This is a genomic window from Sporosarcina quadrami, from assembly GCF_014836615.1.
In the GTDB taxonomy this organism is placed as follows: domain Bacteria; phylum Bacillota; class Bacilli; order Bacillales_A; family Planococcaceae; genus Sporosarcina; species Sporosarcina quadrami.
The window spans coordinates 320,498-338,426 of sequence record NZ_JACSQN010000001.1 but is presented as its reverse complement, the minus strand read 5'-3'; the positions used below and the strand labels follow the sequence as shown (position 1 = coordinate 338,426).

Here is a 17,929-nt window from a genome sequence, read left to right as displayed (position 1 = left end):
GTTTTTCATCTTATTTTTATTTCTTTTTTGTCATTCTACCTAGAGCAAATGCACCAGCAGCTAAACCAATCATCGTATTCGTTTTCTTATTGAAAACCTGCTTCACAATAAGGTTCATGTTTTGTGGTCTTTCAGCAAGTCTACGCATGAAATAGCCGTACCAGTCTTGGCCGAAAGGAACATACGTACAGAAATTATAACCTTCTTTTGCCAATTCCAACTGCATATCTTTTCGGAAGCCATAAAGCATTTGGAATTCAAATTTATCATTTGGAATGTTATTTTCTTTAACAAACTGCTTCACGTGATTAATGACATTATGATCATGCGTAGCAATGGATGTGAACTTACCGTTCAATAAATGCCATTCGATCAATTCGATATAATGCTTATCAATAGCCGCTTTATCCTGATGAGCATATTCTGCAGGCTCTTTGTAAGCCCCTTTTACAATTCGAAGACGGTAATTCTTGTGCTTGTGGAGATCTTCATCAGCACGGAAGAAATATGCCTGAATGACCGTTCCAATATTATCGTAGTCAACAGAAAGTTCATCCAACAAATCAAAAGAAGGTTGTAGACGAGCATAATCTTCCATATCAAAATTGACAAATATTCCGTATTTGTGTGCCGCTGACACAATTTCCTGAATGTTCGATTTGCAGAACTCATAATCAATGTCCAATCCTAATTGGGAAGGTTTCAACGAAATATGGGCGTCGACTTCGTGTTCATGAATAGCTTCTACGACAGCAAGGATTTGATTTTTCGCATCCGTAGCTTCTTCTTTTTCATAAACAAACTCACCGAGGTTGTCCACTGTACATGAGATGCCGTGTCTATTCAATTCTTTGATGCTCTCAATCGTTTGAGCAATATTAGTTCCCGCAACGACATTTTGCGCACCTAATTTTAAGCCGTACTTTTTCGCTGCACTATTCAAAAACTGATTTTGAGATAGACCGATAAAGAAATCTTTTAACATTTCCATAACTCCTCGACAAAATATTATTATTTTCAACAAGAATTATACCATAGCCTTGTCAATTAAACACGATTTTAAGCGGTCTAAACCATAACTATTTGTCTCCAATAATCGTCATTAACAATAGTATTGGACAATTGCTCTCTTTCACTACTATCGCACAATTACTTTGTTTATCATTAAACTTTGTGGTTAAATGATTATGGGACGATTTTCGATGTTAATACAAAAAGGGGGTTTTTTCGTGTCACAGAAAACGATATTTGAATTACTACATACCATTGAACAAGTAACACATAAAATGCTAGTCCGCTGGCGCCAAGCTTCTACAATAGATCTTGGAATTTCTCATATTTTAGTATTGCATGAACTTAGCGTACACGGAGAAAGCAGACCGTCAGATTTAGCGAAGAACCTAAACTTCACTCCAGCTTCTTTGACTCATCTCTCTACAAAATTGACGAAGCAGAAGTTAATTTCAAGAAGACAAGATGAAACAGATCGTCGCACATCCTATTGGTCACTCACTGAAATAGGTTTAGAAGTTCTTACTGAAGCTCAAGAAAATGGTCATATTGTCCGAAAGGATCTGTTTTCCCATTTATCGGAAGAAGAACAAACTACTTTGCTAGCAATTTATACTAAGTTGAATCAAACGTTGAAATAATTTATAACCTCATAAAAGGCAATTAGTAAGCCGACAGATAAGATAGCATGCTCATCTGTCGGCTTTTAAATTTTAATATCAACTAAATTACTATTTCGCTCTGGAATACCCGCCAAATTCTTTTTCAATATATTCACCTAATGAAAATACGGCGTCTTCCTGTCCTATTTTACCGATAATCTGTAGCCCAATAGGCATTCCATCATGATCTTTACCTATAGGAACTGTTAAAGCAGGCAGTCCCCATGTGTTCGCATAGGCAGTGAATGGCATATAATCTTGGTACGTTTTTCTAATTGAAAATATTTCTTTATAAACTTTTCCATGTAAAGGAGCTGCAGAATGGTAAACCGGCAAGATCAACAAACGATTATCAAGATAGGTATCAAGCAATTCATCTCCTTCTCGCAGAGCTCTCCTCATTTCTTCCACCCTTTTTGCAGACGGTTTAAATAAAGAAGCACCAATCATAGCCCAAGATAGGTAACGATGAATTTTTGAAGTCCCTTTTATCAGTTCCTTTACATATTCTCCATACGGATTGCCTTCTTCTCGTCCAAATGCATCTTGCTTGGTAGAGTTCCCACCATCTATTGACATGATTTCCTGCCATAGTAAAGCTGATTCACTTAGTAATGGAACAAGTTCCCTCTCTGTATGAAATTTTCTTTTTAAATTCACGTAAATAGCATTGAGCAATAAAGTCGTTTTATTTGAAATCGGGTATTCAGTCGTACGAAAAACGTTGATCGTATAGTTAGTTAAGTGTTTTTTTAGTAACTCTCTACCAGAAATGATTTCATATATTAATTTTGCATCCCTAACCGATTTAGCGATTGGACCGATGCCTAACATTCGCTGTTGCCAATCATTCTCTACAAAAGGGTAACTGCCCGTCTGTGAAACTTGTCCGTTACCCGATTTAAAACCGATCACCCCGTTAAAATGACTAGGAAAACGGATTGAACCACCTATATCCGAACCGAGACCAGCCGCAGCACAGCCTACAGCAATTGCAGCACCTTCTCCACCACTTGATCCACCGGCAGTCCTTTTTACATTCCACGGGTTATTAGTTCTTCCATACAATTTATTGTCAGTTTCTTGACAAAAACACAGTTCCGGAGTATTTGATTTACTAAGGATGATTGCACCTTCAGCTTTTAACTTACTGACCACAACTGCATCTTTGTTTATAATCTTATTCTTTCGTCTAATTAAACCACCCGTTGTCCGCATCCCTTCGACATCAAAAGACTCCTTCATACTAATCGGAACACCGAACAGTCTACCTTTAGCTTCTCTATTTGCCATCTTATGATCCGCATCTTTCGCTTCACGTAACGCTTCTTCAAATCGGTCTTCTGTCATGAAATTTATCACTGGCTGCTTTTCTTTAATATGTTCAATGTAGGTCTCTGTAATTTCAACTACAGAAAACTCTTTAGTTCTAATCCATTCACTAATTTGTGTTGCATCCGCATCCAAAATCGATATTCTGTTTGTTAATAACGTTACATTATTCAAGTTCCTAGCTCCCCCTTTTAAAAACAATTCATTCTATTCATTATAATGAATATTACTTCAAGACACAAAATTGTTCACTCGTATATTCATTAAATGAAAAGATGACCAAAAAACCGTTCGCTTCAAGTTTGTCCGGTCACCTTTCATTTTTAACTCAAAGAAGATTCGCGAATAGGACGATGAGGATGATAATGGAAACAAAAACTAGTGCCATCCATTGTCCCGAATCAGGTTTTTCCGGCCTACTATCCCATTTTTGCAAAGTATTCATCTCCTTTGAATTTCACTTACATAAAAAGCATGCACCACAAGGAGTTGCAATAACCGTCATTATGAAATTAATCTACTATAGTTACTGATTATGCTAAACTTGAAGTAGAATCGGAGGGGAACAATGTATATCTTCTTAATTAACCAAAAATCAGGAAACGGAAAAGCGTTTACCAAATGGAAAGAACTTCAAATTATACTTAATGACATGAACATATCTTATGAAATACATACATGTACTGATAATGAAACTACTTATAAATATATGGATAAAAAAATCAAATCTAAACGAGTAAAAGCATTTGTAGTTATTGGTGGAGACGGGACAATAAGCTCAGTAATTCAAAAACTTGCTCATACACAAATTCCGTTGGCTATATTGCCGGCAGGTTCTGGTAATGATGTTTGTAGGAACTTCAATTTAGCTTCAGACATACCAACATTTGTAAAGAAACTTCTTGAAAACAGACAAATCACGATTGATCTTTTGAATATCAATGGATTATTCGGAATTACTGTAGCCGGCATAGGACTTGATGCAAAGATTGGTAAACGCGCAGATAAGTCTTTCTATAAAAGATGGTTAAACAAGATTAACAAAGGTTCTTCCGCCTATACAATTGCCGCCGTAATGGAATTATTAACATTTAGACCTTTTCTCGGAAGCGTATATGTGGACGGGAAAACCACTTACATTCCGAATTATGGTTAGTGGCGTGTGGAAATGTAAAAAAATACGGTGGCGGTATGCCTATTTGTCCGACCGCGGACCCTCAAGACGGTTGGATTCACGTGACTGCTTTATATGATGCGCAGCGGTTTAAAGTCTTGACACAACTCTTCCCTAGATTGCTTAAAGGAATACAGATTTCGGATAAGAAAGTGCATTATACAAAAGGCAAAGAGATTGTTATCCAAACAGATCAGCCAGTTCCTTTAGTTATTGACGGTGAAACATATGAATATACTCATACTGTCATTACTATTAATGAAAAAGCTTTAAAGATCATTAAAACGGATTAATAGATATAATTCTTTTTTCATAAAGAAAACGCTTACAGAACGACCATGAATTGTCTTATATTTAAATACATCTACAATTTAGATAATACTTGTTTCATTCTCATCCGTTTCATGTTACTATGATAAAATCTTCATTATGACAACGGAGGAATGAGCACATGACCAAAATGTTAAATACACATCCGAAAAAGGTTCTTGTGGAAGACATACTTATTGCAAACCAATTGCTAAAAGATGTTGTTGCACATACGCCATTGCAAAAAAACGAAAGACTTTCAGAAAAGTACGGTTGTACTATTTATATTAAGCGTGAGGATTTACAACATGTCCGTTCCTTCAAACTACGAGGAGCTTACTACAAAATTAAACGGATAGAAACTGAAGCTAAAGAAAAAGGAATCGTTTGTGCTAGCGCAGGAAATCATGCGCAAGGGGTTGCATATGCATGCGCTCATTTACGAATTAGCGGTAAAATTTTCATGCCACAAACAACTCCTAAACAAAAGGTTAACCAAGTAAGGATGTTTGGAAAGGAATTTGTTGAAATCATTCTCGTCGGAGACACTTTCGATGATTCGTTCACACATGCTATGAATTGTGCAGAAGTGGACAATCGGGTTTTCATCCATCCTTTTGATGACAAAGATATTATTGCCGGACAAGGGACAGTTGCAGTCGAAATTATGAATGATGTAGAAGAACCAATAGACTTCGTTTTTTCCAGCATTGGCGGCGGCGGTCTTATGTCAGGTATAAGTACATATATAAAAAATCTATCACCACAAACTAAAATGATTGGTGTAGAACCTGAAGGCGCACAGAGCATGAAAACGTCCATTAAAAATGGTGAAGTGACGACTTTGGATACGATTGACAAGTTCGTTGATGGCGCAGCAGTAAAATGCGTAGGACAGCTGACTTATGAAATTTGCAACAAATACGTAGACAGCATCGTTAGTGTACCTGAAGGTAAAGTATGCACTTCCCTATTGGAATTATATAACGAGCATGCGATAATCGCAGAACCTGCAGGCGCTTTGCCAATTGCTGCCCTTGATATGTATAAAGAACAAATTAAAGGTAAAACGGTCATCTGTGTCATTAGTGGTGGCAATAATGATATTGGACGTATGCAGGAAATTAAAGAGAAATCTCTACTTCACGAAGGCTTGCTCTATTATTTTATCATTAACTTCCCACAACGGGCTGGTGCCTTACGTCAATTCCTGGATTCAGTTTTAGGACCTGATGATGATATTACAACATTCGAGTATACGAAAAAGCATAATAAAGAAAATGGTCCCGGTCTAGTCGGTATTGAATTAAAAAGAAAAGAAGATCACCCCGGATTGTTGGAACGAATGGAGCAAAATGGTTTTCCATTCACAGAAGTAAATAAAGACAGCACTTTGTTTGAACTTCTTATCTAAATAAAAAATCCGACAATTGAGCGTTAAAGCTCGTTTGTCGGATTTTTTAAAATTCATCATTTTGTTGAAGTCGTTACAATGACGTTTGCTATTCGATCTAATGTTGGGATTGTACTCTTTTTCTGATTTTGTGTCAGTATACTGAAGATAAGTGTTTCACCCTCTGCAGTTTCCACGTAACCCGCCAACGAGTTAACGTGATTCAGACTACCTGTTTTAGCAATCACTTTGCCTTTAACAGCACTTCCAGACAATCTGTTTTTCAAAGTGCCACCGATAAATCTTTCCGGCATTCCGGAAACAGGTAACCCTTGTACAAAACTTCCGTACCAAGGAGCATTGCGAACAAGGTATAGGAGCTCAGTTAGTTGTGCTGATGAAACCTTGTTTTTATGAGACATACCTGATGCATCTTCAAAAGTCCATTCCGCCGAATTTAATCCGATTGATTTTGCATATTCTCGCATGACTTGCAAACCAGCGTCCCAACTGCCATCAGCATATACATGCTTCCCCATTGTTTTCGCCAATGTTTCAGCATGTGTGTTATTGCTCAGTTTCATAAATGGACGCATAAGACTTTTAAGTGGCATAGATTGTTTAGTCACAAGAACCTCTGCGCTTGCTGGAGCTTGTCTACGTAACACTTGAGTAGAAGGTGCAAATTTTATCCCTTTTGAAGAAAGTGATTTTTTCAATACATCTAATGTATATGCTGTAGGGTTTGAAACCGTCACCCATTCTCTTTTGCCGGAACTACCAACTGGCACATTACCTGTAATGACAATTTTATTTGTTCCAGGTTGACGTTTTATAGTCAATGTATTTCGGTTCCCTTTTGCGACTGTTTTCGATTTATTGACGATAGAAACAATATTTGTTTCAGGCGACATCGACACCTTTGCTTTATAACCATTTTTTGTAGGTTTTGCATTCACAATAACTGTACCTGCGTCATAATCATTGTTAGGAGAAAGTGTGAGTCCGGAAATCTGAGCGGCATAATAATGCGTTTCATCATTTTTTTCAATGCTTGGTGACAATCGGACAGAGTCAAACCAAGTATCATCACCGATAAGATGACCGTTAACTTTTTTAATACCAATCGCTGATAATTGTGTTGCAAACTTATCCAAATCCGATTTCAAAAGTGTCGGATCTCCTTGTCCTCTAAGATATAAGTTACCATTTAATACACCATTCACTACATTACCATCCGTCAGTAATTCAGTCGTGAATCGATATTCTTCACCTAAAGTTTCAAGTGCGGCAGCAGATGTTAACAACTTTAATGTTGATGCTGGTGTTACTTTACGGTCTGCATTTGCTTCATAAATGATTTCACCAGTAGAAGCTTTCCGAATCGCAACACTACTGATTACAGAATTCATGGATGCATCACTCAGCAATACATTTATCTTTTTTTCCAAAGACTCATAGGGACTTGAGGCATGAACTTCCGATTGTACGGGAAGCACTGTGAACACAGCTGCTAACGACATGACAACAGCCATAAAGACCATTGCACTTTTTCTCAAAAACAAATATTCCCCCTCCTTCTAGGTTGACGCTATAAGTCTACCATTTAATTAACAATTAATATATAGTTTATTAGTTTCTATTTAAAGCTACTTTGAACCAACTACCTCCAATAGTAAAGACATCCAACGAATGAACTCATTGAATGTCTTTTCAACTGTTTTATAGGCCGACGGATATGTATTTCACTTCAATATACTCATCAATTCCATGATGTCCACCTTCTCTTCCGAGTCCACTTTGTTTAAATCCACCAAATGGCGCTTGTGGAGTGGATGGCTTTCCGTCATTTAATCCTACGATACCGTATTCAAGCTTCTCACTCATCCGAATGCCTGTAGAGAGATTCTCAGTAAATAAATAAGCGGCGAGTCCATAGATTGAATCATTTGCTCGATGTAGCACTTCATCTTCCGTCTTGAATGTTGTAATTGGTGCAACCGGACCAAACGTTTCTTCTGTCATGCATTTCATGTCATCCGTTACGTTAACTAATACAGTTGGTTCATAGAACAAACCAGTCAATGTTCTGCCACCAATAGCTACTGTCGCTCCTTTTTCCGTTGCATCATCCACATGACTTTGCACTTTCTCGATTGCCGCGTTGTCGATGAGAGGGCCAATCGTTACGCCTTCTCCTTTGCCATCTCCAATTTTAAGTTCTTTTACACTTTCAACAAATTTCTCTGAAAACTCATTAACAACCGATTCATGGACATAAATTCTGTTAGCACACACACAAGTTTGACCAGCATTTCTGAATTTAGCAGCTAATACTCCTTTTACCGCTTTATCGATATCTGCATCATCCATGACAATCGCTGGAGCATGTCCACCCAATTCCAAAGAGATTTTCTTCACTGTATCTGCCGCACCGCGCATTAATAATTTGCCTACTTCTGTTGAACCCGTAAATGTCAGTTTTCGTACTCGAGAATCTTCAAGCCAGCTATCACCAATTTCGCCTGATTTGCCCGTGACGACATTTATCACACCATCCGGAATACCTGCTTGTTTAGCCAACTGTACTAATTTAATAGCAGTTAAGGGCGTCTGACCTGCAGGTTTTATTACGACTGTACAACCCGCTGCAAGAGCGGGCCCAACTTTTCTAGTAATCATTGCTGCTGGAAAGTTCCACGGTGTAATGACTGCAGTTACGCCCACTGGTTGCTTATGGATAATAATACGTTTGTCGCGATTGCTTGATGGTATCGTTTCCCCATAAATTCGCTTAGCTTCTTCGGCATAGAAAGAGATGAATCCATTCGCATAATCTATTTCCCCTCTCGCCTCGCTTAATGGTTTTCCTTGTTCTTCTGTCATAACTGTTGCTAACTCTTCCGTCTGTTCAGCAATCAATTGATGCCACTTCATTAAATAAGCACTTCTATCATATACGGTGAGCTCTGCCCATGGCTCAAAAGCTGCAAACGCTGCATCCACTGCCTTTTCTGCTTCATGTGCTCCTCCTTTAGGGACCGTCGCAATAGGTTGACCAGTTGAGGGATTGATGACCTCTATTGTCGAAAGGTTCAATCCTACCTCTTCACCATTAATGATCATTGAATATGTCTTCATCTAATTACCTCCTAGATTTTATAGCTTCTTTGTACAAATGTACCATTAATAATTCCGAATTTCAGTCCAGATGTTCTGAAAATACGTATCTTGCCAAAAAAGTGGTTTTTATAAATTCATACGACAGAACGTTGAAGTGCGCTTGATGATAGTGATTGTGTTACACTAAATAATGTAAAATTGCTTGAAAGGCGGTTCGTTAAATGAGTAATTCTGAAACTGTAAAATTAACAACATTAACCACGAAAGGAGGATGCGGCTGTAAAATTGGACCTGCCGATTTATCGGAAGTTTTACGCTCGCTTCCTCCTTCTCCACATGATCCTAATCTACTCGTCGGTTTAGATACGAGTGATGATGCGGGTGTTTATAAATTGACTGAAGATCTTGCAATTGTACAAACACTCGATTTTTTCACTCCTATTGTAGATGATGCATACGATTTTGGACAAATTGCTGCAACAAATGCGATAAGTGATGTATATGCTATGGGTGGTAAGCCGATAACTGCACTTAATATTGTTGCATTCCCGATTGCTAATTTGGAGAAGAGTATACTCTCTGCTATTTTGCGAGGTGCGGGAGATAAATTAATCGAAGCGGGCGTTACACTAGTTGGTGGACATTCGATTGATGATCAAGAACCGAAATTCGGACTAGCAGTTACAGGAACAGTTCATCCGGATAAAGTCCGTACGAACGCTGGAGCACAAATTGGTGACAAGCTAGTACTGACAAAGCCTATAGGCGTTGGAATTTACACGACTTCATTGAAGAACGGTTTGTTGTCTGATGAAGAAGTGAAACAGGTGACTACGGTTATGACAACGTTGAACAAAACTGCTTCTGAAGTAATGTCATCCTACGATGTCCATGCAGCAACTGATGTAACTGGTTTCGGATTGCTTGGTCACGCGACTGAAATGGCAAAGGCGAGCAAAGTGTCCATTCACATTGTTGCAAACGATGTTCCTGTTTTACCTCGAACGAAAGAACTTGCTGAAGCTGGTAAAATTCCTGGTGGTACAAAGAATAACTATGCACATGTCGCAGATGACGTAACGTATTCTGATGAGCTTGATCAGATTGATCGCTACATACTGTGCGACGCTGTCACTTCAGGCGGGCTTCTTATTTCACTACCCGCTAATCAAGTCAATCAAATGATTCGTGAATTAAAAGAAAAAGGCGTTAATGCTTCTATTATCGGTGAAGTGACTAACGGCCAAGAAGGAAAAATTATTGTTGAATGACCCCTATAATAGAAGGTGAATGTAAATGTTTCGAGATATAACATTAGATGACTTACTGGTACAAAAACAACGGGAGCCCCACACGCTCATTGATGTGCGCTCCCCTTCGGAGTTCCAAGAATCGACTATTCCTGGTAGTATTAACATTCCTGTTTTCACAGATGAAGAGCGAGCAGAAATTGGAACGCTTTATAAGCAGGTTAGTAAAGAAGCAGCAACTCAGCGTGGTTTAGAAGTCTTTGCGGCCAAACTACCGACTTTCATTAACGCGTTCAAGCAGATTGAAACTTCGATGACAGTATTTTGCTGGCGTGGAGGGATGCGCAGTAAGACGGCTGCAACAGTTCTCGATTTAATGGGCATCCATGCAACTCGGCTCAGTGGCGGAATCCGTACATATCGACAATGGGTTGTAAAAGAGTTAGAAGAGGCAACATTTGAGCCTGAACTCATTGTGTTAAACGGTTACACCGGATCCGGAAAGACCGTTTTACTGCATCGCCTCGCGAAAGATGGATACCCGATCCTCGATTTAGAAAATCTAGCGGGACATCGCGGATCCATTTTTGGACAAATCGGTCTTATTCCTAACAACCAGAAGAAATTCGACTCTCTTTTACTATCTGAAATCGAAAAAGTGAAAAATTGTCCATATGTGTTTATTGAAGGTGAAAGCAAACGAATCGGCAAAATCCTCGTCCACCCTTTTCTATTTGATAAAAAAGAGAAAGGTGTCCAAATCTTTATCCAGCTCCCTGTCGAGGAGCGTGTGAAAATCATTTTGGAAGACTACGATCCGACGACATCGCCAGAAAAATTTATTGAAGCATTCAACATGATCAAAAGAAGAATTCATGTGCCGATTGCAAACGAAATCGAACAAGCATTAGCTGAAAATAATTTTGAAAAAGCCGTAACATTGTTGCTTAAACATTATTATGATCCCCGCTATGAATTTTCTTCAGCGAAAGAACCACATTTCAGCAACATAGTTATCAAGGCGACATCAGTTGATGATGCATATAATCAGCTTATAAAACTAATTCCCACATTTTAAATGCAAAAGGCCATTCAACGAATTTTCGATGAATGGCTTTTCTTTTAATTATGAAGCTGTTTACTCTCCCGCCAAAGCAAAAACTGTTCTACACAAATCGCAATAACTGTTCCGATTATTAATCCATTTGAAAGAACTGCTGAGAAGGCTTGTGGCAAATTGGCCATGCTCTGTTGGGGGATGAACATAATTCCAACCCCAATCATTAAGCCAATTGCAGCCGTTTTATACGCTCTCAACTGATTGCTCTCTCCAGCAAGTTCGAGGAATGCCATTTCAACCATTTTAGTGAAAATCGCAAATGTGACCGCATAGGCGACTGCTGGCGGCAAAGCTGCGAACACCGACATAATTGATGGGAAAATCGTCATCACCATGATGAGAACACTGCCTATTATAAAAGGTTTTAACGAAGACAAACGCGTGGCTCCGACAAATCCTGCAGCTCCTGAAATAGGAACTGGTCCTATGGCGGAAAATAGTCCCGCAAGAAGGTGATTCACACCAGATGCGATCGATCCTTGTTTCATTCGATCAGGAGGTGTTACAGAGAATGACTTTTTCAATAGGCTTTCCATCACTCGAATGGAAGCCATCATATTTGCAATGAGTAATAATGTAATGAAAGATGCCGTCACAATTATACCCGTATCCCAAACAGGTTTTCCATAAACAAATACATCTGGCAGCCGGATAAAGCTATCCATGTCAGGTGTAATGAAAGTCGCTTTCCCGACAGCTAAAAACAAAATCCAACCTACTGCGATAGATATCAATACAGAGTATCTCGAAATCCAAGGGATTTTGTGATTCATCGTTAAAAACGTCACGAGAACGACAGCCAGACTCCCTAGGAATAAAACGCCATCCACACGATCCGCTGAAGAATCGACACCGACCATGCCTGTTAAGAACGTGCCGCTCAATTGAAGAATCAGCAACATTAAGTATGTGAATGTAATAGCTGGCGTGAACAGTTTTTTCATTTTGTTAATGACTCCCGTGAGGGCCAACACGATAAACAGAAAGCCACTAACAATCATTCCGCTTTGAAGAGCTTGAAGCGCGTCTGAACTTGTTGGATACATAACACCAACCATTCCAGCATAAACAACGAATATCCCCCACCATAATCCTGCTGGCCCTTCATTGATCGGCAGCCGGTGACCGATAAATGCTTGGATAAGACAAGCCGCACCGAGAACGAATATCGTCCGTTGTATGAACAATGTCGTCTCGCCGGAATCCATGCCAAAGACGTGGGCAATGGCAATTGGTGCTGCTATGGATGATGCAATCAGGAACACAGCCCACTGAATGCCACCAAGTAAATTTTTCATTCTTACACCTCTACCACTTTGGAGTCATTACTTTTTCGTTTTATAGTATACCATTTAGAAGAGTAAATCCCAGTGTTAATAATTTTTAGCTCGGTTTATTACTGTCTTCATATAAAGTGTCTTCATAACCCTTTACAAAGAAACCTTCTGTTTCGGACCATTCACAATAAATGATTTCTTTATATGAATCATAGCCTAAAGCACTCAGTTCTTTTAACAACCAAGCTTCAGTCTTTCTAATTGCATGTAGGACTTCCTGTTTAATTTCCCCTTCATCTATAAGGAGAACGCTCGGTTCCTCCTCTTCTTTATCGATATTCAAATCACCGTTTTGTACTGCCTTATATTTTGCATAGGTATTAATGGAAATTTGACCACCAGGTTCGATATACATATCACGAACTTCCCGCAATGAAAAAATCCCTTGCTGTCGAAGCATTGTTCGTAATTGCTCCATCTCAAGTTGATTTTTCTTGAATAATTTTTCGTTGATCAAGCCATCTGAAATAATTTGATCAGCCTCCCCTTTAATCACTACACGCAATAGATCGAACCGATAGACCAATTTTTCGATACAAAAAATTGCCAACACCCAAACCGCTAATGAAAAGAGGAACATCCAAACACTGATTTTACTATCATAAAGACTTTCTTCTAGAATACCTCCGAACATTATAAGATAGACAATGTCATATGGCGTCATTTCAGATAAATGCTTCTTTCCAAGTAATCTAAGGACTATCATGAATGCAATCAAGCCAATAAGAAGTTTTATTCCATTCATCAAATATTCCATTGCAATCACTCCTTGCTTATCGTCTTGATAAAAAATACCCGTTAATAGTTCGATATAATCTTTCAGCATTAGAATCATATATGATGAATAACATAATTGCTTTTGTAACAATTGTAATGTTTCAAACTATAATCATAGGGTATTTTCTAGAGTAGCAATCGAAGAATAATAACATTACTCAGGAGGCGTTTTATTATGGTACAACGACACGTAGTAGGCTATTATCACACGGAAGCAGAAGCGGTACAAGCAATTGAGGATCTAAAAGCACAAGGTTACACTTCAGATGACATCTCAATTATTAGTAAAGATAGCAACCAAGTCGATCACATTCAAGAAGAGACAGGTACACACGCAGCTGACGGTGCAGCTACAGGTGCTGCAACTGGCGGTGTCCTAGGTGGACTTGGCGGCGTATTGCTCGGTATTGGAGCATTAGCCATTCCAGGGATTGGACCAATTATTGCAGCTGGACCAATCGTTGCAGGAATTACTGGTGCTGCAGCAGGAGCTGGTGTTGGTGGACTCGCTGGAGCTCTAATCGGTATGGGTATTCCTGAAGAGGAAGCACATCGTTATAACGAATACTTCAATGAAGGTAAAATTCTCGTATTAGTCGATGGTGAATATACACGTCCTGATAACCGCATGGACTATCCTGATCGACCACTCGTATAAATGAAATTTAAAAGGCTGTCCGCATTTGCGGGACAGCCTTTTCTGTATTAATAATAAGGAGAAATCATTACGTAAACGAGCACTCCTGTAAAACTGACGTATAACCATATCGGCATAGTCCACCTTACAATTTTACGATGACGTTCATGTTCTTGATTCCATGCGCGTGCCACACTCGTCAAAGCAAGTGGTACAATTGCTGCCGCCAATACTATATGCGTAATCAAAACAAAAAAGTAAATGCCTGCAAGAACCCCTGAACCCCCGTACGGAGTGGAAGGTGCTAAATAATGGTATGATACATATGTCACGAGAAAAAGACTTGTTGTCACGAATGCTGCATAAATGAATTTTTTATGGACATTAATATTCCTTTTCTTAATCGCAATTAATGCACCAACAAGAAATAGAAATGTAAAGCTGTTGAATATTGCATTCATCATAGGAAGAATCGTAATATCAAATGCAGTGAATTCTTCTACTCCCCTTCTTCCAGAGAGTAATCCAATGATCCCTATCAACACAACTGACAAGATAATAATTGCAGGTTTATAATTTCTTTTTTTAAACGGCTTGCCTGATTGTATTCCTGTTCCTTGATTCATAAGAAGTACATCCCTTTCTATCCTCTATATCACTTTGTAGTGTACCATATTTCTATCTAAACAAAGTCAACTTCACAGTGTTGTCAAATTCAATATAAAAAAAGCCGAAGAGCAAGTCTTCAGCCAATAAAAGTTAGAAGTGTTTTCCTAATCTATTACTAATTACGAACAGTACGGTGCAAGAATGCTTTTGTACGATCCCTTTTAGGGTTCGTCAATAACTCACTCGGACTTCCCGATTCAATAATTTCCCCATTATCCATGAATATCGCTTTATTGGCGACATCTCTAGCGAACTCCATTTCATGTGTAACAACAATCATAGTCATCGATTCTTTCGCAAGATCTTTCATCACTTGCAACACTTCGCCCGTCAACTCCGGGTCGAGTGCAGAAGTCGGTTCATCAAACAATAATATTTCGGGATTGCGCATTAACGCTCGAGCTATAGCGACCCGTTGCTTTTGTCCTCCTGAAAGCTTTGCTGGCAAGACATCCGCTTTGTCCGACAGTCCGACTTTAGCTAACAATTCCAATCCACGTTCCCGATGTTCAGTCGTACTCCCCTGTTTTAGAAGCTTAGGTGCCAGTACAAGATTTTCGAGTACGCTTAAATGAGGGAACAAGTTAAAATGTTGAAAAACCATCCCCATTTTAGAAGCGATCTTTTTTAATTGCTGTGGTTTCGAATAAACACCATCATTGACGATAAATTCTCCGTCTACTGCAATACTTCCTCCATCAATTTCTTCTAAATGGACAAGGCTTCTTAACATCGTGCTTTTGCCTGAACCTGATGGTCCAATTATTGCAACGACATCGTTTTTATTTACTTCAAAGCTGATCTGCTTCAACACTTCAAGTTGTCCAAATGACTTCTTCAAGTTACTTACTTCAAGAATTGCCATAGTACTCACTCCCTTAGAGGTTTTATTAATCAAATCGTAATCGTCTTTCAAACCACTTAAAGAATAGCGTCAAACATAAAGTGATGAGAAGATAAATGACACCTGCTATGAGAAACGGAATTATCGTGAAATCGCGATTGACTGCTGTTTGTGCAAAATGCAGCAACTCAGGCACTGCAACTGCATATAACAATGCTGTATCTTTAACTAGCGTAACTGATTCATTCGCAACTGCTGGCAATGCAATTCTGATCATTTGCGGCAAAATGACTCGTGTCGTTGTTTGCCATCTATTCAGTCCAAGCACTTTGGAAGCCTCATATTGCCCTTTATCAATAGCAAGCAGTCCTCCACGAAAAATTTCCGCAAAGTATGCTGCATAGTTTAAGATGAAACCAATCGAAGCTGCGACAAATCGGTCTAATACGAGATATTCCCCAATGACCGGAATTAGCGGTAAACCAAAGACGATAAATAGAAGTTGCAGTAATAATGGGGTTCCACGCATCAGATAAATGTATGCATTTGCAAGCCATGCTAACGGTTTTATCGCACTTCTTACAGCTAACGTCAAAAGAAATCCCAGTGGAATCGACACAATGATAGCAATAAGGAAAAGAAGTACTGTCGCTTGGGCTCCTTCTAACATAGGTTTTAAAATAGATAGTAAATAATCGATTGTCATATATATGAACTCCTTTAAAAAGCAAAACAGGTTTTCATAATGAAAACCCATTATGCCATCCTATTTACTTCACGACTTTATCTTCACCGAACCACTTCGTCGATATTGTCGCTGCACTACCGTCTTCATTCATTTTGTCTAAAGCCGCCTGCAATTTATCAAGTAATTCTTCATTATCTTTTTTCACCCCGACACCGTACTCTTCAGGAGCTAACGATTCATCAATCACTTTAAATACCCCATTTTGCTTGGACATGTAATAATCAATAACAACTTCATCGATTACGACTGCGTCAACCCGCCCCGCCTTCAAATCCGTCAAAGCTAATACATTATCAGCGTACTCGGAAATCGACTTCACTTCAGATTGAATGGGATTAGCATTTAGAGCATCCGATGCCGAAGAAAGTCCTTGCAATCCGATTTTCTTACCGGATAGGTCGTTCAACTTCGCAATATCAGAATCAGCCAACGTTGCAACTACTTGTGCATTTTTCAAATATGGCTTTGTAAATAGCACTTTCCCTTTACGCTCATCCGTAATTGTATAACCATTCCATATCAAATCGATGCGTCCACTGCTCAATTCCGTCTCTTTCGTTTTCCAATCTATCGGTTGGAACTTTACTTCCATGCCCATGTGCTCCGCTGCCGCTTTTGCATAGTCAATATCAAAACCGGTAAGCTCATTATTTTCATCACGGAAGCCCATCGGCGCAAATTTATCGTCCACTCCAATAACAAGTACATCTTTGTCAGTAGTATTATTTTTTGAACTGCCACATGCAGATAGGATAAACATTGTAGCAATCGAGACAGCGATTAGTGTCATCATTTTATTCATTAGAACTATCTCCTTTTAATTAAAATAACTTCAATACTTTAACTCGTTAACGTGTTAATAACATAACATACTATTTTCATGTTGAAAACCCTAAATTATAAACGCGAAATCTTCTATAATTTCAATTTTAACGACCATTGAAAGATCAAAAGCGTTTAAGAAGAGAGAATAAAGGCTATTGAATGACTATAACTAAATAATTCTAAAACATTTTCAATAAAGTATAGAGGAGGAATTAATATGAATAACAATCCTAACGAATATCCAGTAGAAGAAGAACGTCGCAAATTAGAAGTGGAAAGTCATTTCGAAAACGATCTTGCTAAACCAGCAAGAGACGAACCACTATCGAACGAATTCGAAAAAAATGAATTGGATCAAGAACTGCATAAAGACCTTGGTACACCAATGGGACAACACCCTTTATCCGAAGAATATGAAAGCAATGAATTGAACAAGCCGCCTTCCAACGTGAATACAAGCGTTAACGAACCACACGCTGGGGAAACCGTTGACATGGAACGCGACGGAACAATCGTCAACGACGCTGAACCAAATGGTGTGAATCCTTTGCTAAACAACAATGCAGAACCAAACGGCATGAACCCTCAATATAACGTTGAGCACGGACAATCTTTCCAACAAACACCTGGTGAAATTCAAGCTCAGAATATGAAGCACAATGAAAAAGAACCTAACAGTATTAATCCTAAAGACGAATGGAAATAAAAAGAGCCGTCG

General features: G+C 38.8%; 18 protein-coding genes. 8 read left to right on the top strand and 10 right to left on the bottom strand.

The window, feature by feature from the left end; translation table 11 throughout:
* Positions 1-16 precede the first annotated feature (16 nt).
* Positions 17-985: a proline dehydrogenase family protein gene (locus H9649_RS01740; RefSeq protein ID WP_191692917.1), complete on the bottom strand. Its 969-nt coding sequence runs from the start codon at positions 983-985 to the stop codon at positions 17-19.
* Positions 986-1,229: 244 nt separating this feature from the next.
* On the opposite strand from H9649_RS01740, the gene H9649_RS01735 reads away from it, so the two are divergent.
* Entirely contained in the window at positions 1,230-1,652 is a 423-nt protein-coding gene (locus H9649_RS01735) for a MarR family winged helix-turn-helix transcriptional regulator (protein WP_191692916.1), read from the top strand.
* A gap of 90 nt (positions 1,653-1,742) precedes the next feature.
* Here H9649_RS01735 and H9649_RS01730 read toward each other — a convergent pair whose 3' ends face one another.
* The gene (locus H9649_RS01730; protein ID WP_191692915.1) at positions 1,743-3,179 is read right to left on the bottom strand and encodes an amidase; all 1,437 of its coding nucleotides are present in this window, start codon (positions 3,177-3,179) and stop codon (positions 1,743-1,745) included.
* A 394-nt stretch (positions 3,180-3,573) separates the two neighbouring features.
* On the opposite strand from H9649_RS01730, the gene H9649_RS01725 reads away from it, so the two are divergent.
* The 3 genes from H9649_RS01725 to ilvA all read left to right on the top strand — a co-directional run bounded on the left by H9649_RS01725 (position 3,574) and on the right by ilvA (position 5,902).
* On the top strand, positions 3,574-4,161 hold the full coding sequence (locus H9649_RS01725) for a diacylglycerol/lipid kinase family protein (protein ID WP_191692914.1): 588 nt from the start codon (positions 3,574-3,576) through the stop codon (positions 4,159-4,161).
* Positions 4,161-4,472 (top strand): diacylglycerol/lipid kinase family protein, encoded by a 312-nt coding sequence (locus tag H9649_RS01720; protein ID WP_191692913.1) that lies wholly within the window; start codon positions 4,161-4,163, stop codon positions 4,470-4,472. Before H9649_RS01725 ends, H9649_RS01720 begins: the two co-directional genes overlap by 1 nt.
* 167 nt (positions 4,473-4,639) lie before the next feature.
* The gene (gene ilvA / locus H9649_RS01715; protein WP_191692980.1) at positions 4,640-5,902 is read left to right on the top strand and encodes a threonine ammonia-lyase IlvA; all 1,263 of its coding nucleotides are present in this window, start codon (positions 4,640-4,642) and stop codon (positions 5,900-5,902) included.
* A 56-nt stretch (positions 5,903-5,958) separates the two neighbouring features.
* On the opposite strand, the gene dacB is transcribed toward ilvA, so the two are convergent.
* Both dacB and H9649_RS01705 read right to left on the bottom strand, forming a co-directional pair.
* Entirely contained in the window at positions 5,959-7,446 is a 1,488-nt protein-coding gene (gene dacB / locus H9649_RS01710; protein ID WP_191692912.1) for a D-alanyl-D-alanine carboxypeptidase/D-alanyl-D-alanine endopeptidase, read from the bottom strand.
* Positions 7,447-7,603: 157 nt separating this feature from the next.
* Positions 7,604-9,022 (bottom strand): NAD-dependent succinate-semialdehyde dehydrogenase, encoded by a 1,419-nt coding sequence (locus H9649_RS01705; RefSeq protein ID WP_191692911.1) that lies wholly within the window; start codon positions 9,020-9,022, stop codon positions 7,604-7,606.
* A 203-nt stretch (positions 9,023-9,225) separates the two neighbouring features.
* Here H9649_RS01705 and selD point away from each other — a divergent pair, with 203 nt between their 5' ends.
* Both selD and mnmH read left to right on the top strand, forming a co-directional pair.
* Positions 9,226-10,275 carry a selenide, water dikinase SelD gene (selD, locus tag H9649_RS01700; protein ID WP_191692910.1) on the top strand — a complete coding sequence of 350 codons (1,050 nt, stop codon included), beginning with the start codon at positions 9,226-9,228 and terminating at the stop codon, positions 10,273-10,275.
* 25 nt (positions 10,276-10,300) lie between these two features.
* Positions 10,301-11,332 (top strand): tRNA 2-selenouridine(34) synthase MnmH, encoded by a 1,032-nt coding sequence (gene mnmH, locus H9649_RS01695; RefSeq protein ID WP_191692909.1) that lies wholly within the window; start codon positions 10,301-10,303, stop codon positions 11,330-11,332.
* 44 nt (positions 11,333-11,376) lie between these two features.
* Here the strand turns inward: mnmH and H9649_RS01690 are convergent, their stop codons facing one another.
* Both H9649_RS01690 and H9649_RS01685 read right to left on the bottom strand, forming a co-directional pair.
* Positions 11,377-12,672 (bottom strand): purine/pyrimidine permease, encoded by a 1,296-nt coding sequence (locus H9649_RS01690; protein WP_191692908.1) that lies wholly within the window; start codon positions 12,670-12,672, stop codon positions 11,377-11,379.
* An 85-nt stretch (positions 12,673-12,757) separates the two neighbouring features.
* Positions 12,758-13,468, bottom strand: a complete 711-nt coding sequence (locus H9649_RS01685; RefSeq protein WP_191692907.1) for a DUF421 domain-containing protein — start codon at positions 13,466-13,468, stop codon at positions 12,758-12,760.
* Positions 13,469-13,663: 195 nt separating this feature from the next.
* On the opposite strand from H9649_RS01685, the gene H9649_RS01680 reads away from it, so the two are divergent.
* A complete protein-coding gene (locus H9649_RS01680) occupies positions 13,664-14,146 on the top strand; it encodes a general stress protein (RefSeq protein ID WP_191692906.1) in 483 nt (160 codons plus the stop codon).
* 47 nt (positions 14,147-14,193) lie between these two features.
* Here H9649_RS01680 and H9649_RS01675 read toward each other — a convergent pair whose 3' ends face one another.
* From H9649_RS01675 to H9649_RS01660, 4 genes are all read right to left on the bottom strand, one after another.
* Positions 14,194-14,751 carry a DUF420 domain-containing protein gene (locus tag H9649_RS01675; RefSeq protein WP_191692905.1) on the bottom strand — a complete coding sequence of 186 codons (558 nt, stop codon included), beginning with the start codon at positions 14,749-14,751 and terminating at the stop codon, positions 14,194-14,196.
* Between the two features lie 158 nt (positions 14,752-14,909).
* Positions 14,910-15,659, bottom strand: coding sequence for an amino acid ABC transporter ATP-binding protein (locus H9649_RS01670; RefSeq protein WP_225229603.1), 750 nt, complete (start codon positions 15,657-15,659; stop codon positions 14,910-14,912).
* A 25-nt stretch (positions 15,660-15,684) separates the two neighbouring features.
* Positions 15,685-16,344: an amino acid ABC transporter permease gene (locus H9649_RS01665; RefSeq protein WP_191692904.1), complete on the bottom strand. Its 660-nt coding sequence runs from the start codon at positions 16,342-16,344 to the stop codon at positions 15,685-15,687.
* A gap of 64 nt (positions 16,345-16,408) precedes the next feature.
* A complete protein-coding gene (locus H9649_RS01660; RefSeq protein WP_404828694.1) occupies positions 16,409-17,146 on the bottom strand; it encodes an amino acid ABC transporter substrate-binding protein in 738 nt (245 codons plus the stop codon).
* A 282-nt stretch (positions 17,147-17,428) separates the two neighbouring features.
* Here H9649_RS01660 and H9649_RS01655 point away from each other — a divergent pair, with 282 nt between their 5' ends.
* Entirely contained in the window at positions 17,429-17,917 is a 489-nt protein-coding gene (locus H9649_RS01655) for a hypothetical protein (RefSeq protein ID WP_191692902.1), read from the top strand.
* Positions 17,918-17,929: the final 12 nt, after the last annotated feature.